General features: G+C 64.1%; 30 protein-coding genes and 1 tRNA gene. 16 read left to right on the forward strand and 15 right to left on the reverse strand.

What is annotated here, in order from left to right; genetic code table 11:
• The first annotated feature begins 3 nt into the window (after positions 1-3).
• Positions 4-1,728: a gamma-glutamyltransferase gene (gene ggt / locus WDO72_12435; GenBank protein ID MEJ0086487.1), complete on the forward strand. Its 1,725-nt coding sequence runs from the start codon at positions 4-6 to the stop codon at positions 1,726-1,728.
• Here ggt and WDO72_12440 read toward each other — a convergent pair whose 3' ends face one another.
• The 4 genes from WDO72_12440 to rpmB form a co-directional block, all read right to left on the reverse strand.
• Positions 1,729-2,502, reverse strand: a complete 774-nt coding sequence (locus tag WDO72_12440; GenBank protein MEJ0086488.1) for a DNA-3-methyladenine glycosylase 2 family protein — start codon at positions 2,500-2,502, stop codon at positions 1,729-1,731.
• A gap of 22 nt (positions 2,503-2,524) precedes the next feature.
• A complete protein-coding gene (gene mutM, locus WDO72_12445; protein MEJ0086489.1) occupies positions 2,525-3,340 on the reverse strand; it encodes a bifunctional DNA-formamidopyrimidine glycosylase/DNA-(apurinic or apyrimidinic site) lyase in 816 nt (271 codons plus the stop codon).
• Between the two features lie 330 nt (positions 3,341-3,670).
• Positions 3,671-3,826 carry a 50S ribosomal protein L33 gene (gene rpmG / locus WDO72_12450; protein MEJ0086490.1) on the reverse strand — a complete coding sequence of 52 codons (156 nt, stop codon included), beginning with the start codon at positions 3,824-3,826 and terminating at the stop codon, positions 3,671-3,673.
• A 3-nt stretch (positions 3,827-3,829) separates the two neighbouring features.
• The gene (rpmB, locus tag WDO72_12455) at positions 3,830-4,066 is read right to left on the reverse strand and encodes a 50S ribosomal protein L28 (GenBank protein ID MEJ0086491.1); all 237 of its coding nucleotides are present in this window, start codon (positions 4,064-4,066) and stop codon (positions 3,830-3,832) included.
• 193 nt (positions 4,067-4,259) lie between these two features.
• Here rpmB and WDO72_12460 point away from each other — a divergent pair, with 193 nt between their 5' ends.
• Complete coding sequence (locus tag WDO72_12460; GenBank protein ID MEJ0086492.1) at positions 4,260-5,876, forward strand: CotH kinase family protein; 1,617 nt, start codon at positions 4,260-4,262, stop codon at positions 5,874-5,876.
• Between the two features lie 3 nt (positions 5,877-5,879).
• Here WDO72_12460 and radC read toward each other — a convergent pair whose 3' ends face one another.
• Entirely contained in the window at positions 5,880-6,575 is a 696-nt protein-coding gene (gene radC, locus WDO72_12465) for a DNA repair protein RadC (GenBank protein MEJ0086493.1), read from the reverse strand.
• A 161-nt stretch (positions 6,576-6,736) separates the two neighbouring features.
• Here radC and coaBC point away from each other — a divergent pair, with 161 nt between their 5' ends.
• Both coaBC and dut read left to right on the forward strand, forming a co-directional pair.
• A complete protein-coding gene (gene coaBC / locus WDO72_12470; protein MEJ0086494.1) occupies positions 6,737-7,960 on the forward strand; it encodes a bifunctional phosphopantothenoylcysteine decarboxylase/phosphopantothenate--cysteine ligase CoaBC in 1,224 nt (407 codons plus the stop codon).
• Positions 7,957-8,454: a dUTP diphosphatase gene (gene dut / locus WDO72_12475; protein MEJ0086495.1), complete on the forward strand. Its 498-nt coding sequence runs from the start codon at positions 7,957-7,959 to the stop codon at positions 8,452-8,454. Before coaBC ends, dut begins: the two co-directional genes overlap by 4 nt.
• Positions 8,455-8,462: 8 nt before the next feature.
• Here dut and WDO72_12480 read toward each other — a convergent pair whose 3' ends face one another.
• Together WDO72_12480 and pyrE are read right to left on the reverse strand one after the other, a co-directional pair.
• Positions 8,463-9,128 carry a DUF4124 domain-containing protein gene (locus tag WDO72_12480; GenBank protein MEJ0086496.1) on the reverse strand — a complete coding sequence of 222 codons (666 nt, stop codon included), beginning with the start codon at positions 9,126-9,128 and terminating at the stop codon, positions 8,463-8,465.
• Positions 9,129-9,148: 20 nt separating this feature from the next.
• Positions 9,149-9,826 carry an orotate phosphoribosyltransferase gene (gene pyrE, locus WDO72_12485; GenBank protein MEJ0086497.1) on the reverse strand — a complete coding sequence of 226 codons (678 nt, stop codon included), beginning with the start codon at positions 9,824-9,826 and terminating at the stop codon, positions 9,149-9,151.
• A 46-nt stretch (positions 9,827-9,872) separates the two neighbouring features.
• On the opposite strand from pyrE, the gene WDO72_12490 reads away from it, so the two are divergent.
• Positions 9,873-11,306, forward strand: a complete 1,434-nt coding sequence (locus tag WDO72_12490) for an MFS transporter (protein MEJ0086498.1) — start codon at positions 9,873-9,875, stop codon at positions 11,304-11,306.
• Positions 11,281-11,673, forward strand: a complete 393-nt coding sequence (locus tag WDO72_12495; GenBank protein ID MEJ0086499.1) for a Rieske 2Fe-2S domain-containing protein — start codon at positions 11,281-11,283, stop codon at positions 11,671-11,673. Before WDO72_12490 ends, WDO72_12495 begins: the two co-directional genes overlap by 26 nt.
• A gap of 23 nt (positions 11,674-11,696) precedes the next feature.
• On the opposite strand, the gene WDO72_12500 is transcribed toward WDO72_12495, so the two are convergent.
• On the reverse strand, positions 11,697-12,011 hold the full coding sequence (locus WDO72_12500) for a DUF6763 family protein (GenBank protein MEJ0086500.1): 315 nt from the start codon (positions 12,009-12,011) through the stop codon (positions 11,697-11,699).
• A gap of 59 nt (positions 12,012-12,070) precedes the next feature.
• Here WDO72_12500 and WDO72_12505 point away from each other — a divergent pair, with 59 nt between their 5' ends.
• The gene (locus WDO72_12505) at positions 12,071-12,757 is read left to right on the forward strand and encodes a MarC family protein (GenBank protein MEJ0086501.1); all 687 of its coding nucleotides are present in this window, start codon (positions 12,071-12,073) and stop codon (positions 12,755-12,757) included.
• Positions 12,758-12,800: 43 nt separating this feature from the next.
• Positions 12,801-13,676 carry a DUF2785 domain-containing protein gene (locus tag WDO72_12510; protein ID MEJ0086502.1) on the forward strand — a complete coding sequence of 292 codons (876 nt, stop codon included), beginning with the start codon at positions 12,801-12,803 and terminating at the stop codon, positions 13,674-13,676.
• On the opposite strand, the gene trmB is transcribed toward WDO72_12510, so the two are convergent.
• Together trmB and WDO72_12520 are read right to left on the reverse strand one after the other, a co-directional pair.
• Positions 13,677-14,366 carry a tRNA (guanosine(46)-N7)-methyltransferase TrmB gene (trmB, locus tag WDO72_12515; GenBank protein MEJ0086503.1) on the reverse strand — a complete coding sequence of 230 codons (690 nt, stop codon included), beginning with the start codon at positions 14,364-14,366 and terminating at the stop codon, positions 13,677-13,679.
• Entirely contained in the window at positions 14,366-14,953 is a 588-nt protein-coding gene (locus tag WDO72_12520) for a 5'-nucleosidase (GenBank protein ID MEJ0086504.1), read from the reverse strand. The genes trmB and WDO72_12520 overlap by 1 nt, the downstream gene beginning before the upstream one ends.
• Before the next feature lie 49 nt (positions 14,954-15,002).
• Here WDO72_12520 and WDO72_12525 point away from each other — a divergent pair.
• From WDO72_12525 to WDO72_12560, 8 genes are all read left to right on the forward strand, one after another.
• Positions 15,003-15,076: transfer RNA gene (locus WDO72_12525), tRNA-Gly, on the forward strand.
• A gap of 152 nt (positions 15,077-15,228) precedes the next feature.
• A complete protein-coding gene (locus WDO72_12530; protein ID MEJ0086505.1) occupies positions 15,229-15,528 on the forward strand; it encodes a hypothetical protein in 300 nt (99 codons plus the stop codon).
• A gap of 297 nt (positions 15,529-15,825) precedes the next feature.
• On the forward strand, positions 15,826-16,362 hold the full coding sequence (locus WDO72_12535; GenBank protein MEJ0086506.1) for a helix-turn-helix domain-containing protein: 537 nt from the start codon (positions 15,826-15,828) through the stop codon (positions 16,360-16,362).
• Entirely contained in the window at positions 16,359-16,754 is a 396-nt protein-coding gene (locus tag WDO72_12540) for a hypothetical protein (GenBank protein ID MEJ0086507.1), read from the forward strand. Before WDO72_12535 ends, WDO72_12540 begins: the two co-directional genes overlap by 4 nt.
• Entirely contained in the window at positions 16,715-17,059 is a 345-nt protein-coding gene (locus WDO72_12545) for a hypothetical protein (GenBank protein MEJ0086508.1), read from the forward strand. Before WDO72_12540 ends, WDO72_12545 begins: the two co-directional genes overlap by 40 nt.
• 152 nt (positions 17,060-17,211) lie before the next feature.
• On the forward strand, positions 17,212-18,186 hold the full coding sequence (locus WDO72_12550; GenBank protein ID MEJ0086509.1) for an LLM class flavin-dependent oxidoreductase: 975 nt from the start codon (positions 17,212-17,214) through the stop codon (positions 18,184-18,186).
• 78 nt (positions 18,187-18,264) lie between these two features.
• Positions 18,265-19,110, forward strand: a complete 846-nt coding sequence (locus WDO72_12555; protein ID MEJ0086510.1) for a methyltransferase domain-containing protein — start codon at positions 18,265-18,267, stop codon at positions 19,108-19,110.
• Between the two features lie 3 nt (positions 19,111-19,113).
• Positions 19,114-19,689: a DUF502 domain-containing protein gene (locus tag WDO72_12560; GenBank protein ID MEJ0086511.1), complete on the forward strand. Its 576-nt coding sequence runs from the start codon at positions 19,114-19,116 to the stop codon at positions 19,687-19,689.
• A gap of 52 nt (positions 19,690-19,741) precedes the next feature.
• On the opposite strand, the gene WDO72_12565 is transcribed toward WDO72_12560, so the two are convergent.
• From WDO72_12565 to WDO72_12585, 5 genes are all read right to left on the reverse strand, one after another.
• Positions 19,742-20,614, reverse strand: a complete 873-nt coding sequence (locus WDO72_12565; GenBank protein ID MEJ0086512.1) for a glycosyltransferase family 2 protein — start codon at positions 20,612-20,614, stop codon at positions 19,742-19,744.
• 63 nt (positions 20,615-20,677) lie between these two features.
• On the reverse strand, positions 20,678-20,944 hold the full coding sequence (locus WDO72_12570; protein MEJ0086513.1) for a stress response translation initiation inhibitor YciH: 267 nt from the start codon (positions 20,942-20,944) through the stop codon (positions 20,678-20,680).
• Positions 20,941-22,764: an ATP-binding cassette domain-containing protein gene (locus WDO72_12575; GenBank protein MEJ0086514.1), complete on the reverse strand. Its 1,824-nt coding sequence runs from the start codon at positions 22,762-22,764 to the stop codon at positions 20,941-20,943. The genes WDO72_12570 and WDO72_12575 overlap by 4 nt, the downstream gene beginning before the upstream one ends.
• Positions 22,761-24,101, reverse strand: coding sequence for an esterase-like activity of phytase family protein (locus WDO72_12580; GenBank protein MEJ0086515.1), 1,341 nt, complete (start codon positions 24,099-24,101; stop codon positions 22,761-22,763). The genes WDO72_12575 and WDO72_12580 overlap by 4 nt, the downstream gene beginning before the upstream one ends.
• A 42-nt stretch (positions 24,102-24,143) precedes the next feature.
• On the reverse strand, positions 24,144-26,198 hold the full coding sequence (locus WDO72_12585; GenBank protein MEJ0086516.1) for a TonB-dependent receptor: 2,055 nt from the start codon (positions 26,196-26,198) through the stop codon (positions 24,144-24,146).
• Between the last annotated feature and the right edge of the window lie 50 nt (positions 26,199-26,248).

Genomic DNA, 26,248 nt, shown 5'->3' on the forward strand with positions numbered 1-26,248 from the left:
GGGATGAAGGCGCCCGCCACGCGTCTCGCGCGAGTCTTCGTTCTTTGTGCCGTTGTATTGCAGCTCGCGCCTGCCCGGGCCGACGCCCCCAAGCCGGCCGTTGCGAAAACCGGGATCCCGAAGGCGGGCCCGGGCCACTCCGCGATCGCCAGCGCCTATCCACTCGCGAGCGATGCGGGCAAGCAGATCCTCGCCAGGGGCGGCAATGCATTCGACGCCGCCGTGGCGACTGCTGCGGCGTTGGCCGTGGTCGAGCCATGCTGCTCAGGCCTCGGTGGCGGCGGGTTCTTCCTGCTGCGGCGTGCCAGCGACGGCTACGAGACCATGATCGATCTGCGCGAGATGGCGCCCGGCGCCGCCACGCGCGACATGTACCTGGACAAGGACGGCAATCCCGTCGACAGCCTGTCGCGCGACTCCGCGCTCGCCGCCGGAATCCCCGGCGAGCCGGCCGGCCTCGTGTACCTGGCGAAGAAGTTCGGCAAGTTGCCGCTGACGGTCAGCATGGCGCCGGCCATCAAGCTGGCGCGCGAAGGGTTTCCGCTGTACGAACGCATGCGCGGCTCCGTCACCTTCAAGAAGGATGCTTTCCTCAAGACACCCGACGCGGCCGCCGTCTATCTGGTCAATGGCCAGGCGCCCGAGATCGGCTACGTCATCAAGCAGCCCGATCTTGCCGACAGCCTCGAGCTGCTGGCCACGAAGGGCGCCGACGGCTACTACAAGGGCGCCTTCGCGAAGAAGCTGGTCGCGGGCGTGCGGCAGCTCGGCGGCAACTGGACCGAAGCCGACCTCGCAAACTACAAGGTGGTCGAGCGTGCGCCGGTGGTGGGCCACTACCGCGGTGCGCGCATCGTGTCGGGCTCGCCGCCGACTTCCGGCGGCATCGCGCTGATCGATGCGCTGAACATCCTGCAAGGTTTCGATCTGGACAAGGTCGACAACACCACGCGCACGCACCTGGTCGTCGAAGCGATGCGCCGCGTACATCGCGATCGCGCCATCTATCTCGGCGACCCCGATTTCGTCGACGTCCCGGTGACGCGCCTGATCAACGAGTACTACGCCGCGGGGCAACGCGCCTCGATCCGCATGGACCGGGCGACGCCGAGCGCTTCGTTGCCCGGTGTCGATTCGGCGCCGGCCGGCACTCAAACTACTCATTTCTCCGTGCTGGATGGCCAGGGCAACATGGTCGCCGCCACCATCACGCTCAATTTCTTCTACGGCTCGGGGCTGATGATCCCCGGCACCGGCATCCTGCTGAACAACCAGATGGATGATTTTTCGGTCAAGCCCGGCGCCCCGAACGGCTTCCAGCTCATCGGCGCCGACGCCAATGCGATCGCGCCGAAGAAACGCCCGCTGTCGTCTTCCACGCCGACGTTCGTCGAAGCGCCCAATGGGCTCATGATCATCGGGTCTCCGGGTGGCAGCCGCATTCCGGGCATGGTGATACTCGGCACGCTCAATTTCATGGACGGCAAGAACGCGCAGGAGATCGTCGCGGCGCCGCGTTTCCATCATCAGTTTTCGCCCGACGTCATCGAATTCGAACCGGGCTCCCTCACGGCCGAAGAACGCGCGGAACTCGAGAAGCGCGGGCACACGCTGAAGGAAGGTTCGCGCAAGTGGGGCAATACCCAGGTGGTCACCTGGGACTACAAGACCGGAAAAGTGGAAGCCGCCTCCGACCCGCGCGGCGTCGGCGAAGGGATGGTTTACTGATTATTTCTTGCGGGCCGCTTTCTTGGCAGCGCGTTTTGGTTTCTTTGCGGTCTTCTTTGCCGCCGCCTTTTTCGGCTTCGTCTTCACGATCTTGATACGCGTCGGCGTGGCGGGCGCGGGTAGTTTGCCTGCGCGGTGCAGGTCCACGGCGCGCCACAGATACCACGCGGCCACCGAACGATACGGCGCCCAACGCGCGCCGAATTCCGCCAGTGCGCGGGTCGTCGGCATGCCGCGCAGCCCGTACGCAAGGCGGAATCCGTTGCGCACGCCGAAATCGTCCACCGGCAACACGTCGGGCCGCCCGAGCCGCGACATCAGCATCATCTCGACCGTCCAGCGGCCGATGCCGCGCACCTGCGAGATGCGCTCGATGATTTCGTCGTCGGCTAGTGTGTGCAGGATTTCGTGCGGTGGCACGACGCCCGCGAGCGTCTTGGCCGCAAGATCCTTGATGCTGGCGATCTTCGCGTACGAAAGGCCGACGGATCTGAGCTTTTCGTCGGCAGTCGCAAGCACCAGTTCCGCCTCGAGCAGCGCCTCGGGATAGAGGCCGACGAAGCGGCCGAAGATGCTCTCCGCCGCGGTGCCGTTGAGCTGCTGGTGTGCGATGGCGCGCGCCAGCGAATAAAACGGCGAATGCTGCGCGCTGGTGGTGTGCGTGAACTTTCCGGCGGCGCGGATCAGGTTCGCAAGGATCGGGTCGATTTTCGCCAGACGTCGCTTGAAGGAAGCGAGCTGTGCCGGCGTGCACATCGAGGCGGGAGTGTTCATGCGCCGATTCTAATCGCCGCCGTCACTTCTGGCAGTTCGAACACCAGTACGTGGAGCGTTGACCCTGCGTGAATTGTTTGACCGGCTTGCCACACACGCGGCAGGGCTTGCCGTCGCGCTCATATACATAGAGCTTCTGGCGGAAGTACCCGGGACTGCCGTCCGCGCCGACATAGTCGCGCAACGTGGTGCCGCCGACTTTCACGGCCATCGCCAATGTCGTCTTGATCGCGCGGGCGAGTTTCACGCACTCGGCCCGGCTCAGCGAACGCGCCTGGCGCCGCGGACGGATGCGCGCGCGGAACAGCGCCTCGCTCGCATAGATGTTGCCCACTCCCACCACCAGCTTCGCGTTCATGATGAGCTGCTTGATCGCCACCTTGCGGCGGCGCGTTACCTTCCACAGGTAGTCGGCATCGAAACCGTCTTCCAGCGGTTCGGGGGCGAGGTCCTCCAGCAGCGGATGCAGCGCCGGATCGCCGGCAGTGAACAACAAACTACCGAAACGGCGCGGATCGTTGAAGCGCAGCGTCACGCCCGAGTCGAGCTCGATGTCGACATGATCGTGCGCGATGCGCGGTGTCGCCACCGGCAGGACCCGCAGACTGCCCGACATGCCCAGGTGCAGGATCAACGTGCCCGCGTCGGTTTCGAGCAGCAGGTATTTCGCGCGGCGGCCGGCGCGGCGAATCGCGCTTCCGCCGACTAGTTCGGCGAGCCCGGGCTCCACCGGCCAGCGCAGGCGACGATCGTGCACGACGAGCCGATGGATGCGTCGTCCTACGACGTGCGGCTCGATGCCGCGGCGGGTTGTTTCGACTTCGGGAAGTTCTGGCACGGGTTGGCGTCTGGCTGCGGCGGCTCGTCGCTGGTTTGACACGGTCCGCCGAATGACCTGCAACGTTTTGCCCGGCTCATGCGTCTAATCAGGCACGAACGATTGTGGGTGGCGGCTGGACCCTCCTGCAAAGAGAACCCGTGCGGAGCTCGTAACCCCGAGCGAAACACAGCCGGCCGCCACCCCAACTTCGGACTGCTGTTAAAGGCGGCCGCGACACTTTACCAGCCGCCCGACCCACAATCGTTTACATGAGCTGTGGAGTGAGCAAAGAAAAGGCCCCGCCAGTTGCCTGGCGGGGCCTTTTTATTCGCGGACCGGAAGATCGGCTTACTTGATCTTCGTTTCCTTGTAGTCGACGTGTTTGCGCACCACCGGATCGTATTTCTTGATGCTCATCTTGTCCGGGTGCAGGCGCTTGTTCTTCGTGGCGACGTAGAAGTGGCCGGTGCCGGCGGACGACAGCAGTTTTACTTTTTCACGCATGGCTTAGACCTTCTTGCCTTTGGCACGCAGATCCGAGATCACGGAGTCGATGCCATTCTTTTCGATGGTCCGCAGGCCGCGCGTGGAAACACGCAGGCTGACCCAGCGGCGCTCACCCTCGAGCCAGAAGCGCTGGGTGTGCAGATTGGGCAGGAAGCGGCGGCGCTTCTTGTTGTTGGCGTGGGAAACGCGGTTGCCGACCGCAACGCTCTTACCCGTGACTTCGCAGACGCGGCTCATAAAAATCCCGGAAATCAGTTAGTTAACTAGTGAAAAGCCGGTTTTCCGGCCGTTCAGAGGGCCGTCTTTATACCAGCCCCCCAGAACGCGAGCAACAGCCTGCTGCCAAAGTCATCGAACCGCTGTCCAGCGCGGCCAGACGACCGCTCGAACCCTTGCGGGCGGCGCCGAGGTGCGAGACGGTGCAAGGCATATGAAACCACTCAATATCCTCGTTTTCGTCGCGGCCAGTCTGTTGTCGGGTTGCGGCGGTGGGGGCGGAGCGGATTCCGGCGGCACCCCGGCTCCTCCGCCTGGGGGGCTCTCGCCCGTCGTCTTCAAGGACCTGACGGGCACCACGCCCGCGGATGCCGAGCTCGGCCAACCTTTTACGGTCCAGTGGGTACTGCCGGCGGGGGCGAACATCACGGCGGTAACGCTCGATGCCACCGCGCTATCGGGCACGAGTCCAGGGCAGACGAGTTGCGTCGTGTCTGCGGGCGCGCTGCCCGCGACGGCGACCTCCGCGACCATGACGATCCCGAATTCCTGCGCGTCGAAGACCGTCCGCGAAGTGCAGCTGAAGCTCACGGTCGACGCCGCCGGCGGCCAGCGCACGACCGCGACCCATGTGTTCACCGCCCCCGGCGTGCCTGCCGCATTCCTGCCGCAACACGTGGCTTTGCCGGTGCTGCGAATCACGACCGACAACGGTGCCCCGATCGTAAGCAAGGACGTCTACATCACCGGCCAGATGAATCTCGCATCGACGGTGGCGGGCGAAGCCGCGGTCATCGGCGGCCTGCAGATCCGCGGCCGCGGCAATTCGACCTGGGACATGCCCAAGAAGCCTTATCGCCTCAAGCTCACCGACAAGCAGTCGCTGCTCGGTTTGCCGTCATCCAGGGACTGGGTGCTGCTCGCTAACTACTCCGACAAGACGCTGCTGCGCAATGCGTTGGCGCTCGATCTCGGCACGAAGCTGGGTTTGCCCTGGAGCCCGCGCTCGGCGTACGTCGAGGTGTACCTGAACGGCAGGTACGACGGCGTCTACCAGCTCATGGAGAACATCAAGGTCGCAAAGGATCGCGTGAACATCGATGAGCTCGCACTCGCGGATGTGGGCGCCGACAAGATCACCGGCGGTTATCTGCTCGAAGTAGATTTCCGCCAGGACGGGCACACGATGTTCTCGGCGGTCGACCATCTGCCGATCGTGTTCCAGTCTCCCGAGGAGCCGGCGCCGGCCCAGGAGACCTACATCAAGGGTTATGTCGACGAGTTCGAGACCGTGCTGCATTCGAGTGGGTTCGCGGACCCGGCAACGGGATATGCCGCTTATATCGACGTCGATTCGTTCGTCCGCTGGTACCTCGTCAACGAGGTCTTCCGCAATGTCGACGCGAACATGTGGACGAGCTGCTGGATGTTCAAACCGCGCGGCGGAAAGCTGCACATGGGCCCGCTGTGGGATTTCGATCTCGGCGCCGGCAACGTCAACTACGAGGACGCATTCAAGACCGACGGCTGGCGGGTCCGCACCGGGCCGTGGTTTTCGCGCCTGTTCGAAGATCCGGCCTTCGCCGCGCGCGTCAAACTACTGTGGAATGAGATCAAGAACGATGAACTGGCCGCGATGCTTCAGTCCATCCCCGTCAATGCGGCGAAGTTGCAGCAGCCGCAGCTCAACAATTTCCAGCGCTGGCCGATTCTCGAGATGTACGTCTGGCCGAACTACATGATCCCCGGCAGCTACGCCGGCGAAATCGCCTATCTAGACACGTGGCTCGAGGCGCGTATTGCCTGGCTGGACAGACAGTTCAACCCCTGAGCGCTACAGCAGGCCGCGCTCCGCGAACGACAGACAGTTGTTGTCCCCGACGATGAGATGGTCGAGCACGCGGATGTCGACCAATGCCAGCGCGTCGCGCAGCCGGCGCGTGATGAGTTCGTCCGCCTGGCTCGCCTCGGCGACACCCGACGGATGATTGTGCGCAAAGATGAGCGCGGCGGCGTTGTACCGCAGCGCCTGCCGGACGATCTCGCGTGGATGCACGCTCGCACCATCGATGGTGCCGCGGAACACCTCTTCGAAATGGATGAGACGATGGCGGTTGTCGAGGTGCAGGCAGCAGAACACTTCATATGGGCGATCGCGCAGCTGCGCGGTCAGGAATTGGCGCGTGGCCGCCGGTGCGTTCATGGCGGGCCCGGCACGCAGCGCTTCGCAGTAGTGGCGGCGCGCGAGCTCCAGCGCGGCCATCAGGCTGGCGTAACGCGCCGGGCCGAGCCCGCGGCGCGACAGCAAAGCCTGCGTGTCCGCGGTCAGCATTCGCCTCAGGCTGCCGCCAAAGTGCTGCAGCAGCTGACGGGCTATGTCCAATGCATTGGCGCCGGCGGAACCAGTGCCGAGAATGACCGCCAGCAGCTCCGCATCGGAGAGAGTCTGCGCGCCGCGCGCGATGAGCCGCTCGCGCGGGCGTTCCGCGTGCGGCCACGTGTTGATGTTCCGGGGATTTACGCCACTCATAAGCTGCTGATCCATCGAGCAATCATGGGCGAAAGCGGGTGCTGTCATGCACTCGCCAAAGCGGCGCGAATGACCAGTTACTGGGCTCATAACCGCAGAAACTAGTTGTGAAACTTATGTGACTGGCGCGTTGCGCATGGCCCTGCCGATAATGCCCGCCCATGCACGGCAAACGCGTTCTCCTCGGCGTCACGGGCGGCATCGCCGCCTACAAGAGCCCCGACCTCGTCCGTCGCCTGCGCGAGCAGGGCGCCGAAGTGCAGGTCGTGCTCACCGCGGGCGCGCGCGAGTTCGTGACTCCCATGACGTTCCAGGCCGTGTCCGGCCGTGAAGTGCGCAGCGACTTGTGGGATCCGGAAGCCGAGAAGGCGATGTCGCACATCGAGCTCGCCCGCTGGGCGGATTTCGTGATCATCGCGCCGGCCACCGCGGATTTCCTGGCGCGCCTCGCCACCGGCCAGGCCGACGATTTACTAACTACTCTGTGCCTGGCGACCGCCGCACCGATCGCGCTGGCTCCCGCCATGAACCGTCTCATGTGGGCGAACCCGGCCACGCAGGCCAACGTCGCCACCCTGAAGGCGCGCGGTGTTCACGTCTGGGGTCCGGGCGAAGGCGACCAGGCCTGCGGTGAAGTGGGCGCGGGCCGCATGCTCGAGCCGACGCAGCTCGCCAACTATGTGTCGAATTCAATCGCACCGACCGGCCCGCTGGCCGGCAAACGTGTGCTGCTCACGGCGGGCCCCACGCGCGAGCGCATCGACCCGGTGCGTTTCATCAGCAATCGCAGTTCGGGAAAGATGGGTTTTGCGGTGGCCGCCGCCGCCCGCGAAGCTGGTGCGGACGTGACGATAGTGGCTGGCCCCGTGAACATCGCCACGCCGCCCGGAGTGAAACGCATCGACGTGGAAAGCGCCGCCGACATGCTGAACGCGGTGATGCAGCACATCGAGGGCGTGGACATCTTCGTCGCCACCGCCGCGGTGGCGGACTACCGCCCGGCCTCACCGGTGGAACGCAAGATCAAGAAAACTTCCGAGTCCATGGACCTGCGGATGGAACGCACCGTGGATATCCTCGCGACCGTGGCCGCGCGCGCCGCGCGCCCCTTCGTGGTGGGCTTCGCGGCCGAGACGGATTCCGTGGAACAATACGCGCGTCAGAAGCTGCTCAAGAAGAACCTCGACATGATCGCCGCCAATGAAGTCGGACACGACAAGGTGTTCGAGAAGGACGACAACGCGTTGCTGGTGCTGTGGCGCGACGGCCGCCGCGAATTGCCGCATGCGCCGAAGGTGGCGCTCGCGCGCGATCTGATCGCGCTCATCGCCGAGTTGTACGCCGAACGCAAATCCGGCGCCCGCCTCACCAGCGTGTCGGCATGAACGCGCAGGTATCCACGCAGATCGATCCTCGCGGCGCGCAGCGCGCGTTGAAAGTTCGCATCCTGGATGCGCGCATCGGCAAGGAGTTTCCGTTGCCGGCTTATGCGACGGCTGGCTCGGCCGGGCTCGATCTGCGCGCCTGCCTCGATGCGCCACTGACTCTGGTTGCCGGCAAGGCGGAGCTGATCCCCACCGGGCTCGCCATCCATGTCGATGACCCGGGTCTCGCGGCCGTGATCCTGCCGCGCTCGGGCCTGGGCCATAAACATGGTGTGGTGCTCGGCAATCTCGTCGGGCTCATCGATTCGGACTACCAGGGCCAGCTCATGGTGTCCTGCTGGAACCGCGGTTCCACGGATTTCGTGGTGCAGCCGGGCGAACGCATCGCGCAGATGGTGATCGTGCCCGTGGTGCAGGTGCGGCTGGAAGTGGTGGAAGACTTCGCCGCGAGCTCACGCGGCGCGGGTGGCTTCGGCCACACCGGCACCCGCTGAAGAACTAACTACTGTTTCTTGGTGCGGTTGGCGTCGTTGAGGCGCGCGGCCGCCGAGGTGCGTAATTCCTTGAACCGCCGGATGTCGGCGTCGAAGGAATCGACGACGTTCTGCAATTCGCTGCGGCGCTGCGCCAGCGCCGATTTCTGCGTGCGCAGCTCGCTCGACGCGCGCACCATTTCTTCGGCGAGATCGTCGGGCATGCGGCGCGCGTCCGGTTTCTTGTTGTAAGGCGCGAACAGCATCGCGCGCTGCTTCAATCCGTCGACGCGCGAATTCAGGCTCGAGATGTAGGCCTCCGCAGCGGAGACCTGGCCGTTGATCTGGTCGAGGCGCGTGTCGCGAACCTGTTCGATTTCCTTCACCGACGGGTAAGTGGAAATCAGGAACATGTCGTGTTGCCGGCGCTGCGTTTCTTCTTTCTGTTTCGCGGCGTACGCGGCCGCTTCGGCCGGCGACATTTCCGCGCGGTACTTCTGCACTTCCACGCCCTGGGAATTCAGCACGCGCGATTCACGCTGGGAATACTCGGCAGGGATGCTGTCGCCGTAGTGGATGACGCCTTTTTCATCCACCCATTTGAAAGTCTGCTTGCCCTTGTCCTGCGCATGCACGGCCGGGCCGAGCATGAGGCCGGCGAGCACGGTCGCCAGGAAGGGAGTGGCATTGCGCATGCGCGGTATTCTGCCCCAGCTCATCCGCCTGCGGATACGGCGCCGACGCCCCAACTCTGCTGATAAGCACGCAAAGCGGCGAACTGATCGCGAGAAATGCGAACTGCATCACTCGGCTCTTTTTCAAACGTATCAATGAGATCGGCCAGGGTCAGGATGCTGACGCAGCGCAAACCGAACTGCGCCGACACTTCCTGAACCGCCGATTGCGCGCCTTGGCCGCGCTCCTGCCTATCGAGTGCGAGCGCCACGCCGGCGGGAACCGCCCCCGCCGCGCGGATGATCTCGACCGATTCCCGGATCGCGGTGCCGGCGGTGATGACGTCGTCGACGATGACCACCCGGCCCTTGAGCGGCGCGCCGACGATGTTGCCGCCTTCGCCGTGATCCTTGGCTTCCTTGCGATTGAACGCCCACGGCACGCTGCGATGGTGGTGTTCCGCGAGCGCCACGGCCGTGGTCGTCGCCAGCGGGATGCCCTTGTAGGCAGGGCCGAACAACATGTCGAACTCGAGGCCGGAACGCGTCAGCGCGGCGGCGTAACACTGGCCGAGCACGGCGATGGCTTCGCCGTCATTGAACAATCCGGCGTTGAAGAAATACGGACTCTCGCGCCCGGACTTGAGTTTGAAACTGCCGAAGCGCAGCGCGCTGCGCGACATGGCGAGATCGATGAAGGTTCGCTGGTATTCCTGCACGTGCGTCGTGTTCCGTATGATGCGGCGGTGCGAATGATACCCAACGATGGCTGCTGAAACGCCCGCAAAACGCAGCTGGGGTCAGGCAATGCTCGTCTACACCGAGCGGCCGGTGCTGTCGATGCTGTTCCTCGGCTTCTCGGCGGGGTTGCCGTTCTATCTGGTTTTTTCGACCTTGTCCGCGTGGCTGCGGACCGCGCACATCGAACGCGCCACCATCGGAATGCTGGCCTGGGTGGGCCTCTGTTATTCGTTCAAGTTTCTGTGGGCGCCCATCGTCGATCGTGTCGGCCTGCCGGTGCTGGACAAGCTGCTCGGCCGCCGCCGCTCCTGGATGCTGGTCGCGCAGATCGGCGTCGCGATCTGCCTGTTCAATGTCGCGCTCAGCGATCCCGCGCAGGGGGTGACTCACATCGCCGTGTTCGCGCTCGGCGTCGCGTTTTTTGCCGCCACCCAGGACATCGCGCTCGATGCCTGGCGCGTCGAGTCCGCCCCCGCTGACAAACAAGGTGCGATGGCTGCCGCCTACCAGATCGGGTATCGCAGCGGGCTCATGGTGGCCTCGGCCGGCGCGCTGGTCATTGCCGGCGAGTCGGGTTTTCGCGCCAGCTACATGACGATGGCCGCGCTCATGGGCATCGGCATCATCACCACTTTCCTCGTGCTCGAACCGGTGCGTGAAATCGCGAACGTGTCGCAGCAGCGCGAGCAACGCGCCGTCGACTGGCTGGCGACGCGCGCGCACTGGCCGCGCTGGCTGCAGAGCGCCGGCGCGTGGTTCTTCGGCGCCGTCGTCGCGCCCATCGTCGACTTCTTCGGGCGTTATGGCCTGGGCCTGGGCCTGCTCATCTTCGCGTTCATCGCGTCGTACCGGCTCACGGACTACGTGTCCGGCACGATGGCCAACACCTTTTATATAGATATCGGCTACAGCGTGGCCGAGATCGGCGTCATCGCGAAATTCTTCGGCTGGCCGTCGACGCTGGTGGGCGCGGTGTTCGGTGGCGTACTGGTCGCGAAGATCGGCCGCATCCGCGGCCTTTTGCTGGGCAGTGTGCTGGTCATCATTTCGAACGTGTTCTATGCGACCTATGGCGCATACGCGTGCCACATGCCGCTCGAGTGCGCGCAGAACGGCACCTTTGCGTTCTGGGTGAGCCACGTCACCGCACGCGGACCGGCGACCGACCTCGGGCTGTCGTTCATCGTCGGGTTCGACAATCTCGCGCTCGGCGTTCACGGCACCGCGTTGATCGCCTTCATGTCGAGCCTGACAAGCGCCAAGTACACCGCCACGCAATACGCGGTGTTGTCGTCGCTGTATTCGCTGCCGGGCAAGCTGCTGATGGGCACGTCCGGTTTCATGGTCGACGCGCTCGGCTACGGAGACTTCTTCCTGTACACCGCCACGTTGAGTATTCCCGGGCTCTTGCTGCTGCTGTGGCTCTCGCGCCATGACATCGCCGCCGCGCGAAATTGATACCACGCGCGTGTTGTGCTCGCTGAGCGAGCTCGACGAGACCGGCAGCCGCGGCTTCGCCGTCGGCGAGGGCGACTGGCCGTTGCGCGGCTTCGTCGTGCGCACGGCCACGGGAGTCGCTGCCTACGTCAACACCTGCCCGCACGCCGGGCATCCGCTCAACTTCCGGCCGAACCGGTTTCTCACGTCCGATCGCAACCTGATCCTGTGCGCCTCGCACGGCGCGCTGTTCGCGCGCGACAATGGCCTGTGTATCGCCGGACCGTGCCCGGGACAGTCGCTGACGGCGGTGCCGATCGAGGTGCTGGGGAATTTCGTGCTGCTGGCGGAAGGCGCAGATCCGCAGGCGCTGGCGAACGCGCTGTAGGCGTCTCTAACTACTGACGACGGCTATTCGAACAGGTCGAGCCCATCGAGCTTGCTGGCGCTCTGGCGCCGGTCGTCGTCCTTGTCGAAGCCACCGGTGGCGCTGCGCGCTTCGTCTTCCTCGGGATCGACGTCGACGGAGCCAGTCCAGTCTTCGGGAGGTTCTATTTCTTCGAGCGCGCCGGTTTCCTTCGCAGCGTTCCAGTCCTCGAGATCCATCTCTTCAACCGTACCGTCGAAGTACTGCAGCTCGATGGTGCCGTCGTCTTCGTCGAAGGCGACCACCTCGAACGACTCGCTTCCTTGAATGCGATACCAGTTGCCGATGGTGGGTTTCATCGAATCCCTCCGAATCGCGTTGCTGCTATGCTGACCGGGCTTTTCCGTGAGTCGCAATCATGTTGCTCCCGAAAAGTGGCACTTACAAGAACGAATTTCTTGCGCAAAGCATCATGCTCGAACAAGCACTGAAGTTTTTCATCGTGTTCTTCGTCGTGGTCGAACCGATCTCGCTGATCCCGGTGTTCTCCGGGCTCACCGATGGCGCGAGCGCGCGCTTCAAACACAAGATGGCCCTCAAGTCCGTGCTGGTTGCAAGCGGAATACTTCTGCTGTTTGCATTGGTTGGCGCCGGATTTTTATCGGCGATGGGAATCTCGATCGACTCGTTCAGGATTTTCGGCGGACTGTTGCTTTTCCTCATCGCGCTCGAGATGGTCTTCGCCCGCGAATCCGGCACGCGCACTTCGAGCGACGAGAAAGTAGAGAGCCGCAAGCGCGCGGACATTGCGGTTTTCCCGCTTGCATTCCCCTTCATGGCCGGTCCTGGTGCATTGACGACATTGTTGCTCTGGTTCGGACCGATTCCGGTCACGCAGCATCCTGTGCAGTTCCTGGTGATGTTCGGCTGTGCGCTCGTGGTGCTCGCATGTTGCTTGTTCGCCATGTGGGTGGCGGCTCCGCTCATGCGCATCATCGGAGTCACCGGCACGAACGTGGCGAACCGATTGTTCGGCGTCGTGCTGGGAGCACTGGCCGTTCAGTTTGTCGTCGATGGACTACGCGCCAGTTTCGCGGGCCTGTGACGGACATCGCGTGGGCCGGGCGCCGCTCCTCAATCTACTGGCGATGCTCGCGTGCCTTGCGGCGGCGCGCCCCGGGCTTGCGGCCTGCCCGCCGCCCGGTGAAGAACGCGATTCACTCGCGGCCCTGAAGACTGCGGGTTTCGAGATTGCCGACGACGCACGGCGCCAGGCACTCGCGCTGGCGCTGCTGCCTTGCCTCGCCGTTGCCGACCCGCAATTGCGCGACGGCATCGCGTTCGAGGCTTACTACACGTGGCTGCGCGCGAATCGCCTCGATGTTGATACGCGGACGCAGCTGCTCGAACGCCTCAGCGCCATGCTCGAACCCGGGCAGGCCGATCGCGGCGGATTCCGTCAGCCATTTGCCGCGCTCGCTTTGTCCGAAGTCGCACGCACCGATCGCGTGACGCCGTGGCTCACTTCCGCGCAGCGCGCCACTCTGGTCGTCCAAGCTGCGAGCTACCTCGCCTCGGTCCGCGACTATCGGGGCTTCGATCCGAAGGAAGGCTGGCGACACGGCGTAGCGCATGGTGCGGACCTGGTTCTGCAGCTCGCGTTGAATCCGGCGGTGGACCGTGCCGCTCTCGAGCGGTTACTGAGCGCGGTTGCCGCGCAGGTCGCGCCGGCCGGCGATCACTCCTACATCGACGGCGAATCCGAGCGTCTCGCTCGGCCGGTGCTGTTCATCGCCCAACGCGGTCTGTTCACGGCGGCGGAATGGGAGCAGTGGTTGCGCGCACTGGCGGCGCCGCCAGCGTCGACCAGCAAAGAAGATGCCTATCGCACGCGTGCCGGCCTGGCCAGGCATCACAACCTGAATGCATTCCTCTACGCGTTGTACGTGAATGCCCGCGAGAGCGGCGATGCGAACATGCAGGCGCTGGTGCCCGGGCTGCAGGCCGTGCTCAAGGCGCAGTAGTCAGGCGCGCCGCTCGAAACTCAGGTCCCACACGCCATGGCCGAGCCGCGCGCCGCGCTTCTCGAAACGCGTGGGCGCGCGTTCTTCGGGGCGCGGCATCCAGTCGCCGGTGGGGGAAAGATTCGTGAACAGCGCCGTTGCCGCGCCCAGCACCTCGAGCATCTGCAGCGCGTATTCCTCCCAGTCGGTAGCTAGTTTGAAGACGGCGCCGGGGCGCATCCGCGAAGCAATGAGTTCGACGAATGGTTGCTGGATCAGCCGCCGCTTGTGATGGCGCTTCTTGTGCCAGGGGTCGGGGAACAGCAACAACACCTCGTCGAGCGAGGCGGGCTCGATCTGCTCGCGCAGCACCTCGACCGCGTCATGCGAGATCACCCGGACGTTGCTGAGGCTGTGCGTCTCCACCTGGAGCAGCAGGTGACCGACGCCGGGCCGATGCACCTCGATGCCGAGATAGTCGCGCCCGGGGTGTGCGGCGGCCAACGCCGCGAGGTGTTCGCCATTGCCGAAGCCGATCTCGAGCGTGCGCGGCGCGCGGCGTCCGAACAGGCCGTCGAGCGGCAACGGCTGCGACGAGAAATCGACGCCGTGCCGCGGCCAGAGCTGCTCGAGCGCGCGCGTCTGCGCGACCGTCATGCGGCCGGTGCGCATCACGAAGCTGCGGATCGGACGGTTGCGAATCTCGTTCATCAGGTTGTGCGCAAGGACTCATAAGCGGTGACGAAGGCGTGCGCCGCATTATCCAGGGCTGCCTCCCAGTGCGCGGCGGAATCCGCGTCGGCGCCGTCGGTGACGTATTTCACGCAGCCGAAGCTTGCGTTTTCGGCGAGACACACGCGCGCCAGCGCGAACGCCTCCATGTCGACTACATCGCCGCTGATTTCGTGCCGATGGGTGGCGAACGAGTCTGCGGTGGAACACAGCACGGGCCGCAGCTGGGTGAACACCGGCGGGAACTCGATGATCGCGGGCGTGGCGTCGAATGGCGTGGTGCCGGGTGCGAACCCAAGCCCGCTCACGTCCATGTCGCGCTGGGCAAAGCGGGTGGCCGCGACCGGGGTATGGGCGGGAATGCTGCGGCTGCCGGCGGTGCCCATGTTCACCACCAGCGGCAGGCCATTGCCCGCGCAGCGGATTTCCGCGAGCCTGCGCGCGAGCGTCAGCGCGGCATTCACCTTGCCGACGCCGGTATAAAGCACGTCTGCTCCGGCGCGCTCCAGCAGGCCGCGCGACTCCTGCGGCAGCGCCATGACGATCAATATTCGCGGTAGGGACATGCGTTTTGTTGAGAAGGTGTTTGCGGCTCGGCTATTCTCGCTTCCCCGCGCGGGTGTAGTTCAATGGTAGAACTGTAGCTTCCCAAGCTACTAACGTGGGTTCGATTCCCATCACCCGCTCCAATTTTTCCGTCAACGAGATCGCATCGGTCGGGCTTTGTCCTCGAGAAAGTACGCGACTTCGATCGTGGCCCAGGTGTCCTGTCCGCAATACGCGAGCAAACCCGCCCTTCTTTCTTGATCGAAAATGAGCCGCGCATCGCCGGATGATAGAAATGCGATTTGACGAGCGGATGCAGATCGAACAAGCGCGCGATGTACGAATCCATCGTGCGCTCGAACTCAGGATGACGCTGTCCAAATTCCTTGAGGCGGCCTTTCTCGTAAGTTGCGTAGTACACAAATATGGGCCCATTGTCGTCGGCGCGAATGACTTCGCACATACGTTTGATGCATTCGAGCGAGGGATCCTTGCCGGTCAAATCGAGGAAGTTGTGATGTTCGAATACGCCCTGCCTGTGTTCGATGTGGCACGACCACTGAAACGGAATTTGTTCGTACGGTCTGACTCCTGACCAACGCGGCACGGGCATTTACCGCAGACTGATTCATGGCTCCCTTTAAAGCGCCTTTGTCGCGAGGGAGCGGTGGATCGAATATAGAAGAGTGGATTTTGGCAGTCAGTTAACGGGATTACAGCGATTCACACGGTGTTTGATTTGCACTCCTGAAGTCCAATCGATTGATATTGCTTGAAAATAGTGAACAGACTCCTGCGCCCGTTCTCGATTCTTGAAATGAGAACATTGACGTGCGCGGGGGCCTCCATATACCTTCCCTTTCCTTCCCTATTCTCAATTCAAGAATCAAGAATGGCCAAGCTCAGCAGCAGCCAAATCGCACTGAAGCCGCAGGATTTACTCGTCCTGTTCGCCTTGCTCACTCACGGCGATGGCAGTGTCACCTACCCGGATCTTTCGGCCCAGACAGGCCTGGCCCCTTCAGCCGTTCACGCGTCTATCAAACGGGCGGTAGCGGCGGGTCTTGCCTCGATCCGCGACCGCAAGGTCGCGCTTCTCAAACCCCAGCTTCGGGAGTTCGTTCTGCATGGCGCGCGTTATGCCTTTCCGGCAGTTCACGGACGCTTGGCCCGTGGGGTAGCTACTGCGTACGCAGCGCCGCCGTTGAACGCAGAGATTGCACCATCTTCCGACCCGGTCCCGGTCTGGCCTCACAAGAATGGCGACACTCGTGGAGTGACGCTGGCGCCGCTTTATCCATCCGTGCCCGATGCGTCCCAACGCGATCCGAAGCTCTACGAACTACTTGCGTTGTTCGACGGATTGCGAGCCGGCCAGGCTCGAGAGCGCGCGCTGGCACAGAAAATACTGGAAGAGCGGCTGCGGTGACACTGCAGGATCCGAACGTCGAGCAGCTGGAACTGGTTGCCGACGCCCTGGGCTCACTGCGCGAGCAGTTAGTGTTCGTGGGTGGGTGTGCCGCCGGTCTGCTGATCACGGACAGAGCAGCGCCGCCGGTACGTGCGACGCTGGACGTGGATTTGCTGGTTCGTGCGACCACACGCGTCGACTATCAACACGTGGAGAGGCAGTTCGAATCGTTGGGATTCAAACACGACATCAGTCAGGACGCACCGATCTGCCGCTGGGTGCACGGCACCATAAAAGTGGACTTGATGCCTACCGATCCATCCGTACTGGGCTTCAGCATCCGTGGTATTCCGTCGCAACCGATACGGCATTGGCAGTCAAGTTGCCGAGTGGCCGGCAAATTCGCCTGATCAGTGGACCGGCATTTCTCGCCACCAAGTTCGAAGCGTTTCGCAATCGCGGCAAGGGTGACCTGCTCGCAAGCCACGATCTGGAAGACATCCTGAATGTCGTCTCAGGCCGCACCGAGCTGATCGAAGAGGTCGTGACAGCGCCGGCGGAATTGCGGAGATACCTTGAAGAACAGTGCCGCAAACTGCTGGCCATGCTGGATTTCGATCATTACCTGCCCGGGATCATTCAGGACGACACCAACGAAGGGAAGTCGCGTCTGGTCGCCGCGCGTTTGCGTGCAATTTCTGGCGCGGACGTATGAACGAGGCCGCAACCCGCACCGGACACATCTACCCTGAGCCAAAAGCCGCTAGGAGACCTTTCTGAGATTGACGAACAGTAAATCGCCTCCACAGTGACGAGCCAACATAGCCGTCAGCCACGACTCCAGATTTAATCGCACCGAGATCCCCCATGGTTGCACTGTCGATCCTCGACCTGGTTCGCGTCACCCAGGAAACCGATGCGCGGGGCGCGCTCGACAACGCGCGTGATCTCGCCCGGCATGCGGAGGCGTTGGGCTATCGCCGCATCTGGGTCGCCGAGCATCACAACTTTCCCGGTATCGCGAGCGCGGCGACGTCGCTCGTCATCGCGCATATAGCGGCCGGAACGAAGAGCATCCGCGTCGGCGCGGGCGGCATCATGCTGCCGAATCACGCGCCGCTGGTCATCGCGGAACAATTCGGCACACTCGCGCGCCTGTTCCCGGAACGCATCGACCTGGGGCTCGGCCGCGCGCCGGGAACGGATCAGCTCACGGTGCAGGCATTGCGCACTTCGCCGGCTGCGGCAGAGGCTTTTCCACAGGACGTGCTCGAGTTGCAGGCGTACTTCGAGCCGGTCGAACCGGGCCAGCAGATCCAGGCGGTGCCGGCGGCGGGCACGCGTGTGCCGTTGTGGATCCTGGGTTCGAGCACGTTCGGCGCGATGCTCGCCGCGCAGCTCGGGCTGCCATATTCATTCGCGTCGCATTTCGCGCCCCAGCAGCTGATGTCCGCGTTGCAGATCTATCGCAGCCGCTTCCGGCCTTCGAGGCAACTCGACAGACCCTACGTCATGGTCGGCGTGAGCATCATCGCCGCCGAGACCGATGCGCAAGCGCGCCGGCTGTTCACCACGCAGCAGATGTCGTTCGCGGACATGTTTCGCGGCGCGCGCGGCTTGAGCCAGCCGCCGATCGATGACATCGAGAGTTACTGGTCTCCGATGGAGAAGGCGCAGGCGATGCAGATGCTCGCGCGCTCGATCGTCGGGTCTCAAAGCACCGTGCGTGCGGGGATCGACGCGCTCGTGGCCGAGACCGCCGCCGACGAGTTGATCATCGTCTCCGATGTCTATGAACACGCGGCAAGGCTGCGTTCCTTCGAGTTGATCGCCAAGGCGTAGGCGAGGCGGTATCCGTGGCCGAACGCGTGCGGATTCATTAGCATGCTTGCCCGCAAATCGAATCGAGAGGGGACCTCAATGAAGTTCAAAACCCTGTTCGCAGCCGTAGCGCTGGGAGCTCTCGCCACCAGCGCCAGTTTCGCGGCCGCTGACAAGAAGAGCGTGGTTGCCATCGAGCAGGCCGTCGCCGGCAGCTGGCGCAGCGCCGATGCCAAGGAGCGCGATGCGTTTCGCCATCCGGTCGATGCGCTCGAGTTCTGGGGCCTGAAGCCCGGCGCCACCATTCTCGAAATCCAGCCGGGCGGTGGCTGGTGGACCGAAATTCTCGCGCCGTTTGCGCGCGCCAACAAAGGCGAGTTCTATGCGACAGCCGCCGACCTCGGCGATCCTAAGCTGTCGGAGAACGCCAAGAAGGGCCGCGCCGATTTCGCGGCCAAATATTCCGACGTCGCGGTCTACGGCAAGGTGAACCTGGTCAACTGGGGCGGCAATGCAGCGCCGCTGCCGGCTAACAAGTTCGATTTCGTCGTGCTGACGCGCGGCTTCCATGGCTGGCAGCGTGGTGGCTCGGTCGACAAGAACCTCGCCAACGTGTTCCAGGCAACCAAACCGGGCGGCGTGCTCGCGATCGAGCAGCATCGTGCCAAGGCGGACCAGGATCCTTCCGTGTTCAACGGCTACGTGCCGGAGAAGACGGTGATCGACGCGGTGGAGAAGGCGGGCTTCAAGCTCGACGGCAAGTCGGAGATCAATGCGAACGCCAAGGACACGAAGGATCATCCGTTTGGCGTCTGGACGCTGCCGCCGACGCGCCAGTCGTCGGAAGACGGCAAGCCGGTCGATCCTGCGTTCGATCGCGCCAAGTACGACGCCATCGGCGAATCCGATCGCATGACGTTGCGCTTCGTGAAGCCGAAGAAGTAATCGATGAAGCAGATCGGCAGCATTCTTCTCAAGGGGCTGGTGACCATCCTGCCCATCGGACTCACCGTGTACTTCGTGTACTGGCTGGGCATCACCACCGAGAGTCTGCTGTCGAAGCCGATCAAGTTCGTGGTCGGGGACAATTACTGGCCGGGCATGGGTCTGGTCACCGGCTTCGTCATCCTGTTCCTCGTCGGGCTCGCGGTGAACGCCTTCGTCGTGCGCCGCGTGCTGGGCTTGGGCGAAGACCTGCTGCTGCGCGTGCCGGTGGTCAAGACGGTGTATAGCGCGATCCGTGACATGACGCGGCTGGTGAACACCGACAAGAAGAAAGGTGATCTCGACCGCGTGGTTACGCTCGATTACGGCCCGGGCAAGCTGATCGGCTTCGTGACCCAGGAACACGCCAACACGCTGGGTATCGGCGGCGGCGATGATCTCGTCGCGGTCTATCTACCGATGAGCTACCAGATCGGCGGGTACACGCTGTACGTGTCGCGCAGCAAGGTTCACGAGACGGATCTGTCAGTCGAGCAGGCGATGCGCATCGTGCTCACCGGCGGCGTACGCGGCAAGTAAAAGGGGACATGCCTATTTATCGGCCGCCGATAAATAGGCATGTCCCCTTTTACTACCAGCGCTGCACTCCGGGTTGTTGGGCGACGAGGCCGTGTGCGGTGCGCCGCACGCGCCGGCGCGCGTTGTCGCGGCGGATCTGCTTGTTGGCGTCCATGATTTCGCGCGCGCGGTACGGGCGCGGATGTTCGAGGTGCAGGCAGATCAGCGAATAACGCGCCTGGATGCCGCGCATGCCGCAGCGTTCGAGGCGCTCGCCGAACTCACGGTCGAGGCCGCCGTAACCCAGCCGCTCGTCGAACCCATTCACCGCGAGCACTTCTTCGCGCCACGTCGATGAATTGTGGCCGTTCCAGGTGGGGCGGGTGGTCGTGATGCCGTTCATCAGGTTGTGCCACGGCCGCACCGAAAACAGCAGCTTGCGCAGGTTGACCGGCGACTCGCCAAGTTCGGCCAGCCAGCGCGACTCGAACACGCTGCCGGCGAGCACGTGGCGCGAGTCGATGGCGTCGGTCGCCGTCTTGCCGAGGCGGACGCAGCCGCCAGAAACAAAATAACCTGGCCGCGCGAGCGCCAGATGCCCCGCTACGAATTCGGGATGCGGAATGCAATCTCCATCCGTGAAGATCAGGTACTCGGCGCTGGTCTCCGCGATGGCGCGATTGAGGATGCGGCATTTACGAAAACCGATGTCCTCGTGCCACACGTGCCGGATGTCGAGCTGCCATTCTCGACGCGCCTCTTCGATGCACTCGCGAGTTTCGCTGCCGGAGCCGTCGTCGGCGATCACTACTTCGAACTTGCGATGGCTCTGCCGCGCGTATCCCGCGAGAACCCGGCGCAGATCCTGGGGCCGGTTGTAGGTTGTAAACACCACGCCGACGGTCGGTACGGCGCGGCTCGCGGTCTGCAAGGTTGAGGCGATCATGGCGACGATTTCGCCAGCGCAACTTTGCAATTCCATAACAGGACTGTGTAAAAACGGCTAAATCTACCCGCCCGCCTTTTTCACGTCGGTGTAACCGAGCTTCTTGAGCTCTTCCACCAGCCGGTCGCGATGATCGCCCTGGATTTCGATGACGCCGTTCTTGACGGTTCCGCCGGTGCCGCACTTCTTCTTGAGCATGCTGCAGATCTCTTCGAGCTGCGGACCGGGCAGCGGAATTCCGTTGATCGCACTCACGCCCTTGCCGCCGCGATGCGCAGTTTCCTTCCAGATACGAATGGCGGGTGGTTTGTTGGGCTGGCCGGGTTTCACGACTTCGACGCCGCAATGCTCGAGGCGAGCGCCTCCAATGTCTCCCAGCGTTCCATGCTGGTGGAGATCAAGGTGGCTAGTTCGGTGGCGCGTTCACGATCGCGACGCATCTGCTCCGCGCCCGCCTTGTGGTAATCGGGCGAATAACTCTTCTCCGTCAACTCGAGCTGCTCGCGTTCGAGTTTCTCGATGTCCGCGGGCAGCGATTCGAGCTCGCGCTGCTCCTTGAAGCTGAGTTTGCGTTTTGGTGCCGCGGCAACCGGCGCCAGCGCAGCCGGCGCCGCGGGCGCGGCGCGGCGCACGGACACCGCGCGCGGCAACGTGCGTTGCCTGAGCCAGTCGGTATAGCCGCCGACGTAGTCATGCCACTGGCCCTTGCCCGCCGCGGCGATCGTCTGCGTCACGACATTGTCGAGGAACGTGCGGTCGTGGCTGACCAGCAGCAGCGTGCCCGGGTAATCGACCAGCATCGTCTCGAGCAATTCCAGCGAATCGATGTCGAGATCGTTGGTGGGTTCGTCGAGCACCAGCATGTTCGCCGGCCGCGCGAACAGCCGCGCCAACAGCAGGCGATTGCGCTCGCCGCCCGACAACATGCGGATCGGCGCGTTCGCGCGCCGGCTGTCGAACAGGAAATCGTTGAGGTAACTCGAGATGTGTTTGCGGCTTTCGCCGATCTCCACCCAGTCCGAGCCGGGATTCACGGTCTCCGCGAGCGTGCGCTCGGGATCCAGCTGCTCGCGCAACTGGTCGAAGTACGCGACCTGCAAGTTGGTGCCGCGTTTGACGCGTCCGCTGTCCGGCTCGAGCGTGCCCACGATCAGCTTGATCATGGTCGTCTTGCCCGCGCCGTTCGGCCCTAACAACCCGACGCGATCGCCGCGCATCACGCGCAAATTGACATCGTCGAGAATCTTCCGTTCGCCGAAAGTCTTGCTGACGTTCTCGAACTCCGCCACGAGTTTTCCCGACCGCTCACCCGTGTCCACGTTGAGGCGCACGCTGCCGATGCGTTCGCGCCGCGCGGCGCGTTCCTCGCGCAGGTGTTCGAGCCGCTTCACGCGGCCTTCGTTGCGCGTGCGCCGCGCCTCCACGCCCCTGCGGATCCACACTTCTTCCTGCGCCCAGAATTTCTCGAAGCGGCGCTTCGCCAGGTCTTCTGCGAGATTGATCTCGGCCTTGCGTTGCTCGTAGACGCTGTAGTTGCCCGGGAAGGTGCGCAGCTGGCCACGATCTAGCTCGGCGATGCGTGTCGCCACCTTGTCGAGAAAGCGCCGGTCGTGCGTGATGACGATGCAGGTGACGTTCTTCTGCAGCAGCTCTTCGAGCGTCTCGATGCCGTCCAAGTCGAGGTGGTTGGTGGGTTCGTCGAGCAGCATGATCTCGGGCTCGAGCGCGAAGGCCAGCGCCAGCGCGGCGCGTTTGCGTTCGCCGCCCGACATCGACGCGGGATTCGCTTCCTCGTTCACCTCGAAACGGTGCAGGTATTCGGTGAGCCGCGCCTCGATCGCATAGCGGCGGCGGTCGTCGTGCATGTCGTCGAACTTGCCGTGCAGCAGCAGCGACTCGCGCACGGTATCGGCGGGCGGCAGCACCGGCTCCTGCTCGACGCTGCCGATGGTCAGCCCCGGCTTGCGTTGCACTTCGCCCTCATCGAGTGCGAGTTTGCCCAGCAACACCGACAGCAGCGACGACTTGCCGGTGCCGTTGCGGCCGATGAGCCCGATGCGTTCGCCGTCCTGCACCGCGAGCGCGGCGCCGTCGAGCAGCGGCGTGAGGCCGAACGCGAGTCCGGCATCCTTGATGGCGATCAGCGTCACAACGGATTCTGCAGTTCGAGCCAGATCCACTCGGTGGCGTCCGGCACATTCGCGCCGCGCCCGCCGGTGGCCGGGAAGTTGTTGTCGTTCACGATCACGACGTGTTTGCGATCCAGCACCTGGATGGATTCGATGGTCAGGTACGGGAAGCGGAACGGCGCCCCCGGTGTCGCGACCTGCGCGAGACCGCGGGCATTGCCGATCGACAGCAGGTCGATGACCAGCTTCTTCTGCAGCGGTTTGCCTGGCGCCGCATTGTCGAGATCGATCGAATAGACGCGCTTGGCCTTCGCCGCGTCACCTTCGAGGCTGTCGCGTTCGATGACCACGAAGCGATTGCCCTCGATCCGCGACATGTCGGTGACCGAAACCGTATCCGCGTCGAGCTCATATATAAGAGTGACCGGCAGCCACTTGCCGGCGGCGGTGTCGTATCGCTGCACGCGCAATGTTTTCGGCGGGTCGCCCGCGACCGGGCCTTCGAGAATGGTCACCAGGGTCTTGTCGTCGCCCGACAGATCCATCGCCTCGAAGCCGCGCGAATGCGCGATGCGCGGTTCTTCGGCATGCGCGATCACCAGCGGGTGATCCGTCGAATGCAATCCGCCGGGCAATTCGACCGGCGGCGCGAGCAACTCGCCGTCCTCCGAGAAGTGCAGCAGCCACGGTCCGAATTCGTCGCCCACCCAGAAGGTGTCGTCGGGCATCGCGACCAGCGATTCCGGGTCGGCGTCGGCGCCGGTCAGCAGGCGCTCGGGCTCGCTCTCGTCGGTGAGCCGGAAGGGAAAGAATTTCGCCGGATCGGATAGTTCGATGACCGCCTGTAACGCGGTGCGCGAATCGGTACCGGCTTCGGTGCGGGGCCGCACGTCGAATAGATAGATGCAGAGCCGGTAGTCGGAGCTGTTCCATTTGGCGCCGAAGCCGTTGTCGGAGAGCGCCCACCAGGCGCCGGCGGTAGGGCCGGGCTTGATGGAGCTGACGCCTTGAACCGGCTGCGATTCGAATCGCGCCGCGGCGCCGCGCCGGCCTGCGCCGTCGAACTGGCCCGACGGCGGCCCGTCACGCAGCGCATTGGTAGGCATCACGATCAAGCCGATCAATTCGACCGGGGGCGGCGGCGGAGCGGCTTTCTCAGGCGGCGCTTTCTTGACCGCACCCGCGCTGGTTTTGGACGCAGCGGGCTTCGGGCCTGCCGGCACGGGCTTCTTCACCGTGGTCGGCGCCTTCTTGTCCGGCGCGTCGGTCGCCGCGGCGATGGAGCTGGTGTACGACAGCAAACACGCCGCGGCACATGCCGAAGCCACGGAAACGGCGCGCGATCTGAGGCCAAGCATGGCGGCGATTCTACGCGCGGCCGCGCATCGCCTCACAACTCGTTAGAAACGAGTCTCCAGGGTCAATCGCAGCGTGCGCGGCTCCACCGGGTGGAAATGTCGGTCCTCGACCGGCGCACTCTCGCCGGGCAGCTGGCTCTCGTAGAAATAAGTGATGTCGTTGTCGTTCGAATCGAACAGGTTGTAGGCCGCGAGCGAAACCGAGAACCGCTTGCCGAACCGTCGCCCGATCTCGAGGTTCACGAGCGTGGTCGGATCGGAACGCACGCTGTTGTCTTCGACCAGCGGCGCCGCGCCGAAGTGGCGGAAACGCGCGCCGCCGAACCAGCCGCTGGGATGCTGGACCGCGACGCCGACCGACGCGACGCTCTCTACGGCGTTGGGGATGAAATCTCCCGCGGCGTCGAATTCGCTGAAGCGGCCGTGCGACCAGGCGAGGTCCGCATCGAGCGTGAGCCACGCGCGCGGCATCACGTACACGCCGACTTCGACGCCGTGCCGTTTGGTGGCGCGGCTCGCCTCGGTGGCGCCCGCATCGCCGACGTAGAGCAATTCCGAATCGAGGTCGAGGGTCCACGCGGTGACCGCGAGCTGCGTGTACGGCACCAGCGCCGTGCGCACGCCGATCTCCGCGCCGGTGGCGCGCACCATGGGGTTCACGCGATCCGCCGCGGTCGTGCCGTCGACCGGATCGACACGGATGGTGGTACCGCGCGCGTCGTTTTCATGAAAGCCGCGTCCGGCGTTCACGAACAGCTCGGTCTCGGCCCATGGCCCGAACACCAGCGAGAGCTTGGGACTGGTGATGGAGTCGCTGGCGCTGCCGCTGTTGAGCGCGAGGCCGCTGCGCACGTCGAAATCCGCGCGGTCGTGACGCAAACCCGCAATCACGCGCAGCCAGTCGGTGGCCTGCACTTGTTGTTCTACATAGAAGCCGAGGCCGAGCCGCTCGACCGAGTCCTGCCGGATGGTCGTCAGGCGCACGCGCTCGTCGGTGAGGTACAGCCCCACGCGGCCGATGTCGTCGTAGCGCGATTCGAGGCCGAAACGCAGCTGGCCCGTGAGGCCGCCGAAATTCGTCGCGCGGCTGATGTCGGCATGCAGCCCATACGCCTTGCGGTCGTCGAACTGTTCGAACTGGTCGCCATCCACCGCGTTCAATGCGTACGTGAAGTTCGAGAACAGATCGAGTTGGTAATCGAGCGCGTAGACATTGGCGTTCAGGTTCCAGTCGCCGAGTGGTTTGGCCACGTCCAGCGACAATGCATAGCGGTGCGATTCGCCGCCGTCGCTGCCGTCGATGAAGCCGAAGCGGTCGAGCAGGCCGGAAGTCACGGCGCGCTCGGGAATCTGGTCGGTGGAGTTCCATCGGCCGTCGTAGGCCGAAGCGGTGATCGCATATCCGTCGTGGCGCTCGCCGCGCGAATATTTGATCAGGGCGTTCACGCGCCGCAGGTCTTCTTTCAGATCCCACGGACCATCCGTGGCGCTGTAGTCGAGACCGAAGAGCAGATCGCCGCCCGCGAGGCCGGCCGAACCGGCTAACAACCCGCGCGTGTATGAATCCTCGCCGACGGTCAGCGACAGCAATGTGTCGTCGAGCTTGTGCCGGTAGCGCAGGTCCACCGCGCCGGCCGCGGAGAAGTTGCCTTCGTCGGCGTAGTACGTGCCCTTCTTGTATTCGATGCGGTCGAGCAGCTCGGGGATGACGAAGTTGATGTCGGTGTAGCCCTGCCCGTGGCCGTGCGTGTGCATGTTGACGGGGATGCCGTCGACGCTGGTCGCCAGATCGGTGCCGTGGTCGAGATTGAAGCCGCGCAGGAAATACTGGTTCGCCTTGCCGTCGCCGCTGTGCTGCGTGACCACGAGGCCGGGAACGGTCTCGAGCAGCTCGCCGGTGCGCAGCACCGGACGCGTCTCGAGCTGCGCGCGGGTCACGGTGCCCTGGCTCGAGGATTCGACCCTGCCGATGAGTTTATGGCGCCGCGCCGTGACCACGACCTCGTCGAGATCGTCGGTGGGCACACCGGCGGCGAATACCTGCGATGCCACGGTGCCGAGCGCAAGGACGCTCAGGCGAAAGCCAACCTGCTTCATTGTTTTGGAACCCCGGAATTTCGCGCAGCCTACAACGCAGCACGTTGCGG

This window comes from Pseudomonadota bacterium, assembly GCA_037200975.1.
Classification (GTDB): domain Bacteria; phylum Pseudomonadota; class Gammaproteobacteria; order Steroidobacterales; family Steroidobacteraceae; genus CADEED01.

What these genes read in the sequence shown, in the direction of transcription:
- WDO72_12560 (MEJ0086511.1), top strand. Translation starts at nt 19,114, where the DNA reads ATGAAGCAGATCGGCAGCATTCTTCTCAAGGGGCTGGTGACCATCCTG.
- coaBC (MEJ0086494.1), top strand. Translation starts at nt 6,737, where the DNA reads ATGCACGGCAAACGCGTTCTCCTCGGCGTCACGGGCGGCATCGCCGCC.
- WDO72_12520 (MEJ0086504.1), bottom strand. Translation starts at nt 14,953, where the DNA reads ATGTCCCTACCGCGAATATTGATCGTCATGGCGCTGCCGCAGGAGTCG.
- rpmB (MEJ0086491.1), bottom strand. Translation starts at nt 4,066, where the DNA reads ATGAGCCGCGTCTGCGAAGTCACGGGTAAGAGCGTTGCGGTCGGCAAC.
- WDO72_12550 (MEJ0086509.1), top strand. Translation starts at nt 17,212, where the DNA reads ATGGTTGCACTGTCGATCCTCGACCTGGTTCGCGTCACCCAGGAAACC.
- rpmG (MEJ0086490.1), bottom strand. Translation starts at nt 3,826, where the DNA reads ATGCGTGAAAAAGTAAAACTGCTGTCGTCCGCCGGCACCGGCCACTTC.
- dut (MEJ0086495.1), top strand. Translation starts at nt 7,957, where the DNA reads ATGAACGCGCAGGTATCCACGCAGATCGATCCTCGCGGCGCGCAGCGC.
- WDO72_12555 (MEJ0086510.1), top strand. Translation starts at nt 18,265, where the DNA reads ATGAAGTTCAAAACCCTGTTCGCAGCCGTAGCGCTGGGAGCTCTCGCC.
- WDO72_12535 (MEJ0086506.1), top strand. Translation starts at nt 15,826, where the DNA reads ATGGCCAAGCTCAGCAGCAGCCAAATCGCACTGAAGCCGCAGGATTTA.
- WDO72_12500 (MEJ0086500.1), bottom strand. Translation starts at nt 12,011, where the DNA reads ATGAAACCCACCATCGGCAACTGGTATCGCATTCAAGGAAGCGAGTCG.
- WDO72_12510 (MEJ0086502.1), top strand. Translation starts at nt 12,801, where the DNA reads ATGCTCGCGTGCCTTGCGGCGGCGCGCCCCGGGCTTGCGGCCTGCCCG.
- WDO72_12505 (MEJ0086501.1), top strand. Translation starts at nt 12,071, where the DNA reads ATGTTGCTCCCGAAAAGTGGCACTTACAAGAACGAATTTCTTGCGCAA.
- WDO72_12530 (MEJ0086505.1), top strand. Translation starts at nt 15,229, where the DNA reads ATGCGATTTGACGAGCGGATGCAGATCGAACAAGCGCGCGATGTACGA.
- WDO72_12580 (MEJ0086515.1), bottom strand. Translation starts at nt 24,101, where the DNA reads ATGCTTGGCCTCAGATCGCGCGCCGTTTCCGTGGCTTCGGCATGTGCC.
- WDO72_12495 (MEJ0086499.1), top strand. Translation starts at nt 11,281, where the DNA reads ATGACATCGCCGCCGCGCGAAATTGATACCACGCGCGTGTTGTGCTCG.
- trmB (MEJ0086503.1), bottom strand. Translation starts at nt 14,366, where the DNA reads ATGAACGAGATTCGCAACCGTCCGATCCGCAGCTTCGTGATGCGCACC.
- ggt (MEJ0086487.1), top strand. Translation starts at nt 4, where the DNA reads ATGAAGGCGCCCGCCACGCGTCTCGCGCGAGTCTTCGTTCTTTGTGCC.
- WDO72_12480 (MEJ0086496.1), bottom strand. Translation starts at nt 9,128, where the DNA reads ATGCGCAATGCCACTCCCTTCCTGGCGACCGTGCTCGCCGGCCTCATG.
- WDO72_12565 (MEJ0086512.1), bottom strand. Translation starts at nt 20,614, where the DNA reads ATGATCGCCTCAACCTTGCAGACCGCGAGCCGCGCCGTACCGACCGTC.
- radC (MEJ0086493.1), bottom strand. Translation starts at nt 6,575, where the DNA reads ATGAGTGGCGTAAATCCCCGGAACATCAACACGTGGCCGCACGCGGAA.
- WDO72_12585 (MEJ0086516.1), bottom strand. Translation starts at nt 26,198, where the DNA reads ATGAAGCAGGTTGGCTTTCGCCTGAGCGTCCTTGCGCTCGGCACCGTG.
- WDO72_12460 (MEJ0086492.1), top strand. Translation starts at nt 4,260, where the DNA reads ATGAAACCACTCAATATCCTCGTTTTCGTCGCGGCCAGTCTGTTGTCG.
- WDO72_12440 (MEJ0086488.1), bottom strand. Translation starts at nt 2,502, where the DNA reads ATGAACACTCCCGCCTCGATGTGCACGCCGGCACAGCTCGCTTCCTTC.
- WDO72_12490 (MEJ0086498.1), top strand. Translation starts at nt 9,873, where the DNA reads ATGGCTGCTGAAACGCCCGCAAAACGCAGCTGGGGTCAGGCAATGCTC.